The 12,865-nt window shown below is 70.8% G+C and carries 12 protein-coding genes; 5 read left to right on the forward strand and 7 right to left on the reverse strand.

From position 1 onward, the window contains the following. The first annotated feature begins 280 nt into the window (after positions 1–280). Both QCZ28_RS29110 and QCZ28_RS29115 read left to right on the forward strand, forming a co-directional pair. Positions 281–622 (forward strand): hypothetical protein, encoded by a 342-nt coding sequence (locus tag QCZ28_RS29110; RefSeq protein WP_279519610.1) that lies wholly within the window; start codon positions 281–283, stop codon positions 620–622. Continuing rightward, complete coding sequence (locus QCZ28_RS29115; protein ID WP_279519611.1) at positions 619–1,278, forward strand: nucleotidyl transferase AbiEii/AbiGii toxin family protein; 660 nt, start codon at positions 619–621, stop codon at positions 1,276–1,278. The genes QCZ28_RS29110 and QCZ28_RS29115 overlap by 4 nt, the downstream gene beginning before the upstream one ends. Positions 1,279–1,362: 84 nt before the next feature. On the opposite strand, the gene QCZ28_RS29120 is transcribed toward QCZ28_RS29115, so the two are convergent. Then, complete coding sequence (locus tag QCZ28_RS29120) at positions 1,363–2,265, reverse strand: SDR family oxidoreductase (RefSeq protein ID WP_279519612.1); 903 nt, start codon at positions 2,263–2,265, stop codon at positions 1,363–1,365. Positions 2,266–2,452: 187 nt separating this feature from the next. Here QCZ28_RS29120 and QCZ28_RS29125 point away from each other — a divergent pair, with 187 nt between their 5' ends. Beyond that, positions 2,453–4,243, forward strand: a complete 1,791-nt coding sequence (locus tag QCZ28_RS29125) for a 5'-nucleotidase C-terminal domain-containing protein (protein WP_279519613.1) — start codon at positions 2,453–2,455, stop codon at positions 4,241–4,243. 57 nt (positions 4,244–4,300) lie between these two features. Here QCZ28_RS29125 and QCZ28_RS29130 read toward each other — a convergent pair whose 3' ends face one another. Then, complete coding sequence (locus QCZ28_RS29130) at positions 4,301–4,561, reverse strand: hypothetical protein (RefSeq protein ID WP_279519614.1); 261 nt, start codon at positions 4,559–4,561, stop codon at positions 4,301–4,303. 1 nt (position 4,562) lies between these two features. Next, a complete protein-coding gene (locus tag QCZ28_RS29135; protein WP_279519615.1) occupies positions 4,563–5,720 on the reverse strand; it encodes a geranylgeranyl reductase family protein in 1,158 nt (385 codons plus the stop codon). Between the two features lie 147 nt (positions 5,721–5,867). Here QCZ28_RS29135 and QCZ28_RS29140 point away from each other — a divergent pair, with 147 nt between their 5' ends. Next, a complete protein-coding gene (locus QCZ28_RS29140; protein ID WP_210859535.1) occupies positions 5,868–6,104 on the forward strand; it encodes a hypothetical protein in 237 nt (78 codons plus the stop codon). Positions 6,105–6,189: 85 nt separating this feature from the next. After that, entirely contained in the window at positions 6,190–7,629 is a 1,440-nt protein-coding gene (locus QCZ28_RS29145) for an MFS transporter (RefSeq protein WP_279519662.1), read from the forward strand. Positions 7,630–7,722: 93 nt separating this feature from the next. Here QCZ28_RS29145 and QCZ28_RS29150 read toward each other — a convergent pair whose 3' ends face one another. The 4 genes from QCZ28_RS29150 to QCZ28_RS29165 form a co-directional block, all read right to left on the reverse strand. Then, positions 7,723–8,286, reverse strand: a complete 564-nt coding sequence (locus tag QCZ28_RS29150) for a hypothetical protein (RefSeq protein WP_279519616.1) — start codon at positions 8,284–8,286, stop codon at positions 7,723–7,725. Between the two features lie 761 nt (positions 8,287–9,047). Then, positions 9,048–9,677 (reverse strand): hypothetical protein, encoded by a 630-nt coding sequence (locus tag QCZ28_RS29155; RefSeq protein ID WP_279519617.1) that lies wholly within the window; start codon positions 9,675–9,677, stop codon positions 9,048–9,050. 13 nt (positions 9,678–9,690) lie between these two features. Then, positions 9,691–11,469, reverse strand: a complete 1,779-nt coding sequence (locus QCZ28_RS29160) for a DUF4012 domain-containing protein (RefSeq protein WP_279519618.1) — start codon at positions 11,467–11,469, stop codon at positions 9,691–9,693. Positions 11,470–11,573: 104 nt separating this feature from the next. Then, the gene (locus tag QCZ28_RS29165) at positions 11,574–12,821 is read right to left on the reverse strand and encodes a glycosyltransferase family 4 protein (RefSeq protein ID WP_279519619.1); all 1,248 of its coding nucleotides are present in this window, start codon (positions 12,819–12,821) and stop codon (positions 11,574–11,576) included. Positions 12,822–12,865: the final 44 nt, after the last annotated feature.

The following is a 12,865-nucleotide window of genomic DNA, read 5'->3' on the forward strand; positions in this document are numbered from 1 at the left end:
CACCCCACGACCCGACACACCATCCACACAACCACGAACCCGCGGCACCGAACCGGGCCCGCACACGCGTGATCCACTCGGGTTTCAGGAAGTCGGGGCATCCCGGACGGCCGGACACCCCGACTTCATGAAACCCGAGTCGATCACGCATCGGCTGATGAGCGCGGCTGGTGCATAACCGGACAAACATCGCGGCGAACAGGGTCGGGTGGGGCGTCTGCGGTAGCCCGATGGGATCAGCCTGAGCGACACCGGCCCGGGTGGGCGTTACCCTGACACCATGCAGGCCGTCTCCCCCACCGCGACCGGCGTGGCTTTTCTGGCCCGCCCGGGTCGTCCCGCTGTGGTGGCGCGGACGCTCGCCGAGCTGGCCGGTCCGACCCGGGGCGTGGTGGAGCTGCCGGTGCGGCTGATGTGGAACGCCGAGCGCACCTTCGACCTCGGCGACCCCGACCAGCTGCTCTGGATGTACGAGAACGTGCTTCGCGAGACCACCCGGGCCGAGGATCTGCGCGCCCTGATCAACGGGCGGACGTTGCGCCGGGTGTGGCGACTGCTCAACCTGCCTCGGGGCGTACGCCAGGCGTGGGAGAGCCGGCACCGCGGCCTGCGTACGGCGTGACCGAACCTCATCTGCACGAGTTCTACCGGCAGGTGGCCCGGGTGGCGCTGTCCGCCGCCGGGCCGTACCGGTTCGTACTGGGTGGTGGCGTGGCGTGGGCGGCGCACGGTCTGGTCGCCCGGCCGACGGAGGACGTCGACCTCTTCGCGGACGTGGAGGGTGCCGCGGCGGCGGCGTCCGCCGGGGTGCGCGTGGCCCTGGAGCGGGCAGGGTTCCTCGTCACTGACGCCGACCCGGACAGTGAGCTGGCCGAGCTGTTCGACGGGTACGAGCAGGACATGAAGGACTTCTTGGTGAGCCGCGACGGACGGCAGATCCGGCTCAGCCTCGCCCGGTTGGACCGCCAGCAGAGCCCGGTGGTGATGGACCTCGGCCCGGTGATGGACGTCCGTGACCTGGTGGCGAACAAGATCGCGGCGTTGGTCAACCGGCGAGAGGTTCGCGACTTCATCGACGTGGCCGCGGCTCTCGACCACTATGACGTGACCGAGCTGTTGGTGCTGGCCCGCCAGGTCGACCCCGCGCTGGACCCGGACGACGTCCGCGCCGCCGGCCGCTACCTGGACCGGCTCTCCGACCAGCGCTTCGGCCGGTACGGCCTGGGCGCCGCCGACGTCGCCGAGATCCGACAACGCTTCGCCGGCTGGCCGCGCTGACCCCACGCCCGACCACACCGCATCACCGGAGTAGGCCCGACCGCGCCGGGTGGGCGTCCGCACGACGCCCACCCGGGCGGGTCATCACTTGGTCGGTCGACCACCGGTGACGCCGAGGATCTCGCCGGTGACGTAGCTGGACTCCTGCGAGGCGAAGAAGACGTACGCGGGTGCCAGTTCGGCCGGCTGCCCGGGGCGTCCCTCCGGGGTGTCGGTGCCGAACTGCTCCACCTTCTCCTTCGGCATGGTGGCCGGGATCAGCGGCGTCCACACCGGACCGGGTGCGACAGCGTTGACCCGGATGCCCTGCTCGGCCAGGTCGGCGGCGAGGGCCTTGGTGAAGTTGGCGATCCCCGCCTTCGTGGTCGCGTAGTCCAGCAACTGCGGCGACGGGTCGAACGCCTGGATCGACGACGTGTTGATGATCGCCGCCCCTTCGGCCAGGTGCGGGATGGCGGCCTTGCAGAGCCAGAACATCGCGTACAGGTTGGTCTTGAACACCCGGTCGAACTGCTCGGTGCTGATCCCGAGGATGCCCTTGTCCTGCGACATCTGGTACGCCGCGTTGTTGACCAGGATGTCGAGGCCGCCCAGGTCCCGCACCGCCCGGTCGACCAGGTCCTGGCAGTGCGCCTCGTCGGTGATGTCGCCACGTACCGCGATGCCTCGACGCCCGGCGGCCTCGATCAGCCGGACGGTCTCCCGGGCGTCGGCGTCCTCCTCCTCGCCAAGGTAGGAGATGAGGACGTCCGCGCCCTCCCGGGCGAAGGCGATCGCGACCGCCCGACCGATCCCGGAGTCACCGCCGGTGATCAGTGCCCGCTTGCCGTCGAGTTTGCCGCTGCCCCGGTACGACTCCTCCCCGTGGTCCGGCTTCGGGGTCATCTCCGCGGTCGCGCCCGGCGCCGACTGCTGCTGTGCGGGTTGGCCGGACTGCTGGCCGTACTGGCTGGTCGGGTCCTGTGGGGTGTGCTGGTCCTCGCTCACTGCTGCCATCTCCTCGTCGCGCGCGGGAGGTGGGGCTCTCCCGCGAATGTCGTCGTGATCGCCCTACCCTGGGTCGGCCTGCGGAAACCGTTGCAGCTGCCGGGGCTGGCGTGGCGGGAGTGTCAGCTGCTGGTTATGGTGCGCAAGGCGCTCACGAGGCGCGTCCACCCCCATGGAAAGGCACGTCATGACCTCTGGATCCGGCCCGTCGCGCCGCCAGGTGCTCGTCGCCGCAGCGGCGGCGGCGACCACCCCGCTGATCGCCGCCGCGCCCGCGCAGGCGGCCGGCCCGGCCCGGCCGCGCACCTGGGACCTCACCCTCCTGGGCACGTCGGACACGCACGGCAACGTCTACAACTGGGATTACTACCGCGACGCCGAGTACGACGACAGCAAGCAGAACGACATCGGCGTCGCGAAGCTGGCGACCCTGATCAACCAGATCCGTCGGGAGCGGCGCGGCAAGGCGACGCTGGTGCTCGACGCCGGCGACACGATCCAGGGCACGCCGCTCGCCACGTACTACGCCAAGCAGGAACCGATCACCGCCACCGGGGAGAAGCACCCGATGGCCCGGGCGATGAACGTCATCGACTACGACGCGGTGACCCTGGGCAACCACGAGTTCAACTACGGTCTACCGTTGCTGGACCTGTGGATCCGCCAGCTCGGCTTCCCCGCGCTCGCCGCGAACGCGGTCAACGCGAAGACCGGCAAGCCGGCCTTCCTGCCGTACGTCATCAAGAAGGTCTCCCTCGGTTTCGCCGCGCCGACCCTGCGCGTCGGCATCCTGGGGCTGACCAACCCCGGCGTGGCCATCTGGGACAAGGGCAACGTCGAGGGCAAGCTGCGCTTCGACGACATGATCGCGACCGCCGCGAAGTGGGTGCCGATCATGCGGGCCCGCGGTGCGGACCTGGTGCTGATCTCCGCGCACGGCGGTGACAGCGGCACCTCCAGCTACGGCCCGGAGCTGCCGAACGAGAACCCGGTGGCGCTGATCGCCCAGCAGGTGCCGGGCATCGACGCGATCCTCTTCGGCCACGCGCACAACGAGGTGGTCGAGCGGTTCGTCACCAACGAGCGGACCGGTGCGCAGGTGCTGCTCTCCGAGCCGTCGAAGTGGGGCCAGCGGCTCACCCGGATGGACTTCACCCTGGCCCGCGAGCGCGGTCGGTGGACGATCACCAAGAAGGCCGCCACCATGTTGAACACCAACACGGTGGTCGAGGACCCGAAGGTGCTCGCGGCCGTGCGGGCCCAACACCAGAAGACCATCGCGTACGTCAACCAGGTGGTCGCGCAGTCGACAGTGGAGTTGTCGGCGGCCGAGTCGCGGTACAAGGACACCCCCATCCTGGACTTCATCAACCACGTGCAGACCGAGGGGGTCGGCGCGGCGCTGGCCGGCACCGCGTACGCGGACCTGCCGGTGCTGTCGATCGCGGCGCCGTTCAGCCGCACGGCCGTCTTCCCCGCCGGCGACGTCAAGATCCGTGACGTGGCCGGCCTGTACGTGTACGACAACACCCTCGAGGCGGTGGTGCTCAGCGGTGCCGAGGTGCGCGCGTACCTGGAGTACTCGGCGAAGTTCTTCCGCACCCTGGCGCCGGGCACGCCGGTCGACCCGGAGCAGATCAGTGACCCGGCCGTGCCGGACTACAACTACGACGTCTTCTCCGGCGTCGACTACGACATCGACATCTCCAAGCCGGTCGGGCAGCGGATCACCCGCCTGGTGCTGGCCGGCACCGACACTCCGGTGGCCGACAACGCCCAGTTCGTGGTGGCGGTGAACAACTACCGGCGCAGCGGCGGCGGCAACTTCCCCGGCATCGTGAAGACCCAGGTCTACAACGCGCAGCAGGAGATCCGCCAGCTGCTCATCGACTGGGCGCAGGCCAAGGGGACGATCGACCCGGCCGACTTCTTCCAGCCCAACTGGCGGCTGGTACGCGAGGGCGTGCCGGTCTTCTGACCTCAACGCACCATCGACGGGCCGTGGGTGGCGACACCCGCGGTCCGTCGTGCGTTGTCAGCCGGCGTGGCGCAGGTTCCAGTGGACCGGGTCGTCCCACACCTCGGGCTGATCGCTTCGTGACTCGGTTTCGGTCAGCTCGACCCGCTGATCGGGGCGGGCGGCGAGCGGCAACTGCCCGAACCGTACGTGGCGCAGGAACGCGTACTCGTCGTCGGTGAACGGCTGCTCGGTCATCGGCACCTCCTGGCTCTTCTGCGATTGTCCAGCGCCCCGCCCGCTGGACACCAGTGGCTGGGCGCACGTCGCGTAAGGCATCCTAGGATCCTGGGTGAATAGCGGGCGCCCGGCGCGGGGCGGGTAACCGATCCAGCACCGCCAGGGCCGCCCGGATGGGGCGGCGGCGCAACATCTCGTCGAAGCTCGCCCGCCCCTGGCAGAACTGCACGAACATCCGCCAGCCCGGCGGGGTCGCCAACAGGGCGTGGAACACATCCGGTCGGCGGGTGAACACGTCGAGCAGCCGGAACCCCGCCCGCATCTCCGGCAGCAGACGCTCGGCCACCGCCCGCTCGTACCCCGCCAGATCACCGCCCGCGACCGCCGCACCGGCCAACGCACCGGACCGCAACGCGAAGCTGATGCCCTCCCGACTCCACGGCTCCAACAGCCCCGCCGCGTCCCCCACGACCAGCACCCGGCCGTTGCGCAACGGTGAATCCTCCGCACGGCACCGGGTCAGGTGACCGGAGTCGTGCTCCGCCGGCAACCCGGTCAGACCCAACCGGTCGACGAACCGCCGCAGGTAGTCACGGGTCCCCTCCCCCGCGCCGCGACCGGCGATCACACCGACGGTCAGTCGGTCACCCTTGGGAAAGACCCAGGCGTACGAGCCCGGCATGGCACCCCAGTCCAGCAGCAGCCGACCCCGCCACCGCTCCTGCTCGGCGGGCGGCACCGGAAGCTCCACCTCCAGACCCAGATCCACCTGCCGGTACCGAACCCCGACATGCCGGCCGGTCACCCCCGACGAGCCGTCCGCCCCGATCACGGCACGAGCCGCGATCGTCGTACCGTCGGCCAGCCGCAGGCGTACCCCCTCAGGGTCCTGCTCGACAGCGCGGACCGCGACCCGCTCCCGCATCTCGGCCCCGGCGGCGACCGCGGCGGCCCGCAGCCGGTCGTCGAACTCCTCGCGGCGCACCATCGTCACCACTGGGCTGTCGTTGCGGCGGGTGAACTCCCGACGGCCGTCGCGGGTGAACGTCACCCGTTCCACCCGGTCGTGCGCGGGCACCTCGATCCGACCCTCGACGGCCGCCAGAGAGGTACCGATCAGACCACCACCGCAGGTCTTGTACCGCGGATGCGCGGCCCGCTCGACAACGAGTGTGGAAACGCCCGCACGGGCGGCGGCGTGCGCCGCGGACAGCCCGGCGGGGCCAGCGCCGACAACGACGAGGTCCCAAACGATCACGGAAGCAGCCTAGGGCACCACCGACACGCGACCAGCCGACCCGCCCGCCGTCGCGACCGCCCGATCGGGTGCGCATCTTCGGTCACCGAGGGGGTAACCGGCGCACGGCAACCGCCACCGCAGTGGCGGCCGAGCGAAGGAGGAACCATGCAGCAGGTGCCACTGTCGGAGGCCGAGCAACGGGTGTACCAGGCGGTCACCACCCTTGAGGCACGCGGGCAGGTGCCCTACCCGGACCTGATCGCCGAGGAATCCGGGCTCACCGAGGAACAGGTGGGCAGCCCCCTGCACCTGCTCACCGAGAAGGGCCTGCTGCACCGCGAGGACTCACCGATGGCCGGCCTCGACTTCGGCCCCCGGTTCTGCGCCCGCCAGATGGCGTGACCCACGGAACCAGCCGGCACGGTTCGCCCCCCGACGACCCGGGTAGCGGTCAACCATGCGTGACCCAGAGTCGACGGGGGGCACGATGAGCGCGGCGCAGCCGCCGCAACCGGTCACCCCGGCCGAGAACCGGCGACGCTGGCAGGCCGTCGGCGTCGGGCTCGTCGCCGCGTTCATGACCCTGCTCGACGTGAGCATCGTCAACGTCGCGGTGCCGTCCATCGACCGGGCGTTGCACGCCTCACCGAGCAACCTGCAGTGGATTCTCTCCGGGTACGCGCTCACCTTCGGCCTGGCGCTGGTGCCCGCCGGCCGCTTCGGCGACGCCCGCGGGCGGCGCAACGCGTTCGTCTTCGGCATCGCGCTGTTCACCATCACCAGCGCGCTCGCCGGCCTCGCCACCTCCCCCACCTGGCTGGTCATCACCCGACTGCTGCAGGGCGCCGCCGCCGGCGTCGTCAACCCGCAGGTCATCGGGCTGATCCAGCAACTCTTCCGGGGGCCCGAACGCGCCCGCCCGTTCGGGCTGCTCGGCGCCACCATCGGCATCTCCACCGCCGTCGGGCCGCTGCTCGGCGGGCTGCTCATCGCCGTCGGCGGCGAGGAGCACGGCTGGCGCTGGGTCTTCTTCGTCAACGTGCCCGTCGGTGTTCTCGCGGTGATCCTCGGCTGGCGGTTGCTGCCCGGCCGCCCCACCGGTCAACCCGGCTGGCGTCGACTCGACCCCGTCGGCGTCCTGCTGCTCGGCATCGGCGTGGTGCTGGTCCTGCTGCCACTGGTGCAGGAACAGCAGTGGCGCACCCCCTGGAAGTGGGCACTCATCCCGGCCGGCCTGGCGGTGCTGGTCGCCTTCGGGCTCTGGGAACGACGGTACGCGCGCCGCAACCAACCCCTGTTCGACCTTCGACTGTTCAACCTCCAGTCGTACACCCTGGGCTCGATCCTGGCGCTCGTCTACTTCGGCGGGTTCACCGCGATCTTCTTCATCTTCACCCTGTTCCTGCAGATGGGCCTCGGCTACAGCGCCCTCGTCGCCGGCCTGGCCATCACCCCCTTCGCCCTGGGCTCGGCCGCCGCCGCCGTACTCGGTGGCCGCATCGTCAACCGCTTCGGCCGACCACTGGTCGCCATCGGCCTGCTCACCGTGGTGGTCGGGCTGGCCGCGACCGTGATCGCGCTGCACCTCGCGCCGCACGCCCCGGCACCGTGGGTCACCGCCGGCCCGCTGCTCGTCGCCGGCATCGGCAGCGGACTGGTGATCGCCCCCAACCAGACGATCACCCTCTCCGAAGTGCCGGTAGATCAGGCGGGCAGCGGCGCCGGCATGCTCCAGACCGGTCAGCGGATCGGCGCCGCGGCCGGCATCGCCGCCGTCGGCTCACTGTTCTTCTCGTCGTTGGCCGACAGCCGCGACGACTGGACCACCGCCTTCGAACGGTCCCTCATGCTGGCTACCGGCATCATCGTGCTCGCGCTGATCGCCGCGCTGATCGACATCTGGCGCAACCACAACCACAAGAACTGACCGGGGTACGCCGCTGGCCGGCACCCCGGGTTGCGGGTGCCGGCCAGCGGTCGGTGTTCTTGCGGTGGTGCGGTGGTGCGGTGGTGCTGGTGGTCAGCTGTTCCAGTGCTGGGCGACGAGGTCGGTGGCCTGCTGCTCCCACTGGGCGTAGGCGTCCGGGTAGGCCGAGACCTGCACGGTCTGCGCGGCGTCGGTCAGGGGCATGTCCTGCCACCCGTCGACCTGCTTGAGGCCCTTGAGGAACGCGGTGGTGGAGTACTCGGGGTCGGTGATCTGCTCCGGGGTACCCCAACCCGAGCTCGGGCGCTGCTGGAACAGGCCCAGCGAGTCATGGTCGTTCATATCGCCGAGGTGGCCGAGGTTCTCCAGCTTGGACTCCTGCAGGCTCGTCGCGATGGAGATGACCGCGGCGCGCTCGGGCAGGCCGGCCTTCTTCGTGGCGGCGATGATCGCCTTGACGTTGGCGGTCTGCTCGTTGTTCAGGGTGATCCGGGACTGGTCGCCCTGCGGCTTCGCCGCCTGCACAGCCATTGCGGCGGCGGTGGGCTTGGCGTCCACGGCCGGGTTGGCGTGGGCGGCGATCGGGCCGGCGAACACACCACCGGCGAACGCGAGACCAGCAACAGAGAGCATGCTCTTACGGAAGATCGTGTTCATGGGGGTAGCTCCTTCGGGGGTAGGAACACCCGCACCACCAAGGGGGGAACGGCGGCAAGGGGTGTGAGCACCTCGTCCGGCGCTGCACTTGCAGGGGAAAGTCTTCGGGGTCGGCGGCCTGCGAGCGGAGGCTCGTGGCGCCGGGGTCCATGTGTAACGACCCGGGGGCCGGGGTCATTCCGGGGCGGCCCAACCCGTCGGCACTCACCCGGAGGCGGTGCCTGCGGTCGTTCGTGGAGGTCACAACGACCCGGCGGCCAGGGTCATTCCCGGTGGCCCGACCTGTCGACACCCCCATCACGGCGGTGCCTGCGGTCGTTCGTGGAGCTCACAACGACCGAGCCGCGGCGGGCATTCCAACCTGCGCGACCAACCTCACGGCCAGGGGTGCGGGTCGGTGGTGCTGCGATCGTCCGCATGTGTAACGACCCCGGGCCGGCCATGATTCCGGCCTGCGGGTGCGCCCGGTCACCACCCACAAACACCCACAACCCGACACACCACCCACACAACCACGGCCCCACGGCACCGAACCGGCCCGCAACAGCCGTGATCCACTCGGGTTCACGGAAACCGGGGTATCCCGGACGCCGGGACGCCCCGACTTCCTGAAACCCGAGTCGATCACGCATCGGACGACAGCATCAACGTGCACAAAGCGGACACACCGACCCTTGAGGCAGAAACCATGGACTGGCGCCCGTCGGAGTGTTCCGACGGGCGCCAGCTTCCGTGCGATCCAGGCGCAGCCCGGGGGTTGATCAGTGCGCCGCACCACCGAAGCGCTGGCGGCGACGCCAGGCCAGGGTCAGCAGGAGCATGACCGCTCCGGCGCCGACCAGGCCGCCGCCGAGCTTCATGGGTGTGCCGAGGCTGTCACCCGTGACGGGCAGCGGCTGCTTCTTGTGCAGCACCCGCAGCTCGGTGCTGGCGGTCCGGCCGGACTCCCGACCGGTGGCGGTGAAGGTCAGCAGACCTGTCACCGACGGCTTGTAGCTCTTGGTGAAGCGACCCTGGGCGTTGGTGTACGCCGTGAAGTTCAGGGGCGCGCTCGCCTGGTACGCCACCGGCTTCATGGCGACGGTGGTGCCGTCGCTCCGGCGAGCCGGAGCCTGACCGCCGGCCGGTGCGGCCAACGGGGTCACCGTCACGGAGATGTCGACTGTCTCGTTCGGGCCGAAGCCGGTGCCGGTCAGCAACACCGTCTCGCCGAGGAAGATCGTCGGCCGGTTGACGGTCAGCGAAGCGGCTGCCGGCGGGTACGGCGGCGGCTGGGGCGGGTCAGTGGTCGCGCTGGGCGCCGGCTGCGGCTGTGCCGCCCCCGCTGCCGTCGGCACGGCCACCACGGCCAGGCCGACCGTGAGCGCCATGATGATGCGGGATAGCCGCATGATTGGTTCCCTCCTACTGGTCACAGCTTGGTGCGGAATGAACTTGGGTGGTCCAGGGGCTGGCGGTGGGGGTCAGCCACAGCTCGGCCTGCCCGACGCCGGTCTTGGCGGTCAGCACGGTGACCTCCAGCGCCCTTTCGGCACCGGGGCCGACGTCCACGCTGGCCGTCGCCACCTGACGGCGGCGTTCGGTGCCGCTGCCAAGTGCCGTCTCGACCCCGTCGAGCCGGGCCTCGAGCACCGCTCCACCGGCCGGGCTGAAGATCGACACCAACGTGCGTGCGGTGTACGGATCGCCTGCCAGGCCGAGGCCGAGGACCGACTTGGTGAGTCCGGACTTCGGCGCCGTCGAGCGGAGGGTCACCCGCAGCCGGAGCTCGCGGCGGCCGTCGGGCCGGCATTCGCCGACCGTCAGGTTCGCCGTCGGCCGCAGGTAGTAGCCGAGCTTCGCGCCGCTGCCGTCGTTGAGGAACACGCCGACCGTTGGCACGGTGTCCTGCTCCGGAAGCGTTCCGGCCATGCGGCTGTCGCCGAATGTCCGCTGCTCCTCAGGTCGGGCACTCCAGAACAATATCCGGCGTTCCGTAATAGCACGGTCAAATGCGGACAACAACACCTTCGGGTTGACATTCTTCTTGAAAAAGGCGTCGAAGACCGCTGCGGCCGACGCCGCGAAGAACTCGTCCTGCTGTTTGAGGTCCAACCGCTGGTAGCTGTCGTTGAGCAGCGTCTGCACGACCTTCTCGCTGGCGAGCGGCACACCACCGGGCACGAGCACCGGGCCGGTCGCCTTGAGCAGATAGGACAGCACCACCGGGTCGACGGCGAGCACCCCGTCGACAGTGGTGCCGGTCTTGCGGCGGAACATCTCGCGGTACAGCGTGGCGGCGGTCGGGAAGTGCGGAGACAGGTTGACGTCGGCGGGGTAGATGCCGGGCAGGTCGGTCCAGAGGGCGCGGGTTTCGGTGGGCACCTTCAACGCCGGGACGAACCGACCGAGCGAGGCGCTGCTGCCCTGCTTGCCCATCGTCACTGCGCCGTTCTCGGCCTCGATCATCGCGTACGCGCCGAACATGCCGCCGGTCGCGCGCAGCTCGGCGAGGTTCTGCGAGACGAGCAGGTAGCGACGAGGGCCGTTCGCGCCGAGCAGCGGCGGCAACAGACGGGCTCCCTGGTCGGCGGCCGTGGTGAGGCTGGACAGCCGGCCGATCTCGTCACGCAGGTCCGTCAGCGCCTGCCGAATCTGGCTGACCAGCCGGTCGGCGGGCACCGCTGCCAGGTCCCGGCGGGTGCGCTGCACCGACTCGTTCACCCGGGTCAGCTCGGCGGAAACGGTGGTGAGCCGGGCCAGGTCCAGCCGGCCGCCGGTCGGCACCAGGCTGGTCAGGTCCGTGCGGAGCAGGGTCGGGAACGCCTGCCGGGCCAGGTCGTCGATGGCGATGGCGATCTGGCGGACGGCGTCGAGGTCGTCGCCGGCGATCGGCGTACGGCGGCCGAGTTGCCAGCTCGGGTCGGTGGTCGCGGCGCGGGCCGCACCGGCCTGCTCCTGGAGCGCGGCGAGGGTCCGCAGCGCCCGGGCACTGTCCCCACCGACCACCTGGGCGCTCAACTCCCGGGCCAGCCCGGCGGCGTTGAGCAGGTGGGCGCGCGCCTGCCAACCGCGGAAGCCGATCCATCCGCCGGTCGCCAGCAGCAGCGAGCCGACTACCAGGACGCCGAGAAGGGCCCGACGCAGTCGGGCACGCCGACGACGCCGGGACCGGCTCCGTCGCCGGGTCGGTCGTTCGCTCACCGTCACACCACACTCCTGTTCACGGAACCGGACAGAAGGTCGATTCCCTGACGTTCTTAGCACGCCTTAGGGACGTTCGTACCCTTATCACGGTTGTTGCCCTTTTAATGAGTCTTCTTCGTACTTACCGGCTGGCTGGGCGCGACCCGCCCGGCCGCCTCGTGCAACAGCCGTTCGATCTGGTCCACGCCGGCGGGCAGCGCCATCTCCCGCAGGTATGCGGCCCGCCCTCGACGCCCCATCTCGGTACGGGTCGGCGGCGGAATGGTGGCGGCCAACCAGAACCGGTCGGCCAGCGCCGCCCAGTCCTCCGGCGGGCAGGACAACCCGGCCCGCGCCCGCTCGACCAGCTCGGCGGTGTCCCCACCGGCCGACGCGATCACCGGCGCGGCACAGGAGAGCGCGGCCTGGAGCTTGCCGGGCACGGTGCCACGCAGCTCCGGAAGGTCACGCAACATGACCAGCTGGTAGTCGGCGGCGGCGTACAGCTCGGGCATGTCGACCGGCGAGCGCCGCTCCAGGAAGCGCACGTTCTCCGCGCCCAGCTCGGCGGCGAGCCCCCGCACCCGCCGCTCCTGCGCACCCGAACCGACCAGGACCAGATCCATCGTCCGGTCCAGCGCCGCAGCCGCCCGGACCGCGGTTTCCAACCCCTGCCGCGCCCCGATGGTCCCGGCGTGCATTACCACGCACCGACCGTCGCGGCGGACCAGTTGGCGGGCCGCCGCGCCGGGCGTCGCCGGGTGGAAGATCCGCTCGTCGGTCCAGTTCAGCACCATCCGGACCCGGTCCGGGTCCGCGCCGGCGGCGACCACCAGGTCCCGCATCGACGGCGCGGCGACCGCGATGCGCGCCGCGCTCCGGTAGATCCGGGTCATCGCGGCGCCCAGCCGCGCCGCCCAGCGCCCCTCGCCCCGCTCGTCGACGCCGTCGCGAGCCCAGACGTCCTGCACGTGCAGCACCGCCGGCACCCGGCCCAGCAACCGGAGCACCCCGGCGGCGGCGAACGTCGTCGCCGGCAGCTGGAAGACGTAGAGCGCGTCGACGTCGCCGAGGAACCGGCGGGCGACCAGGCCCGCGCTGCCGGCGAAGGAGAGGTAGCTGGCCATTCGGCCACCGACCGACGCGGCGCCCCCGGGGTAGCGGGGCACCCGTCGAACGCTGAGCCGTTGGCTGTGCGTCTCGTGGTGCCACCGCTGCCGCCAGCCCGGATAGACGTGCCCGCCGGGGTAGTCCGGAAAGCCGGTCAGGACCCGTACCTCGTGCCCCCGCGCGGCCAACTCCTCGGCGAGGCTCCCGGGGATGAACGCCGGCTCGGGCGGGAAGTGGTACGACAGGATGCCGATCTTCACCGGTTCACCCCCGTCCGCGGCGGATCGGCGTCGGCCGGCGCGGC

This window comes from Micromonospora sp. DH14 (assembly GCF_029809455.1).
Lineage (GTDB): Bacteria > Actinomycetota > Actinomycetes > Mycobacteriales > Micromonosporaceae > Micromonospora > Micromonospora parva.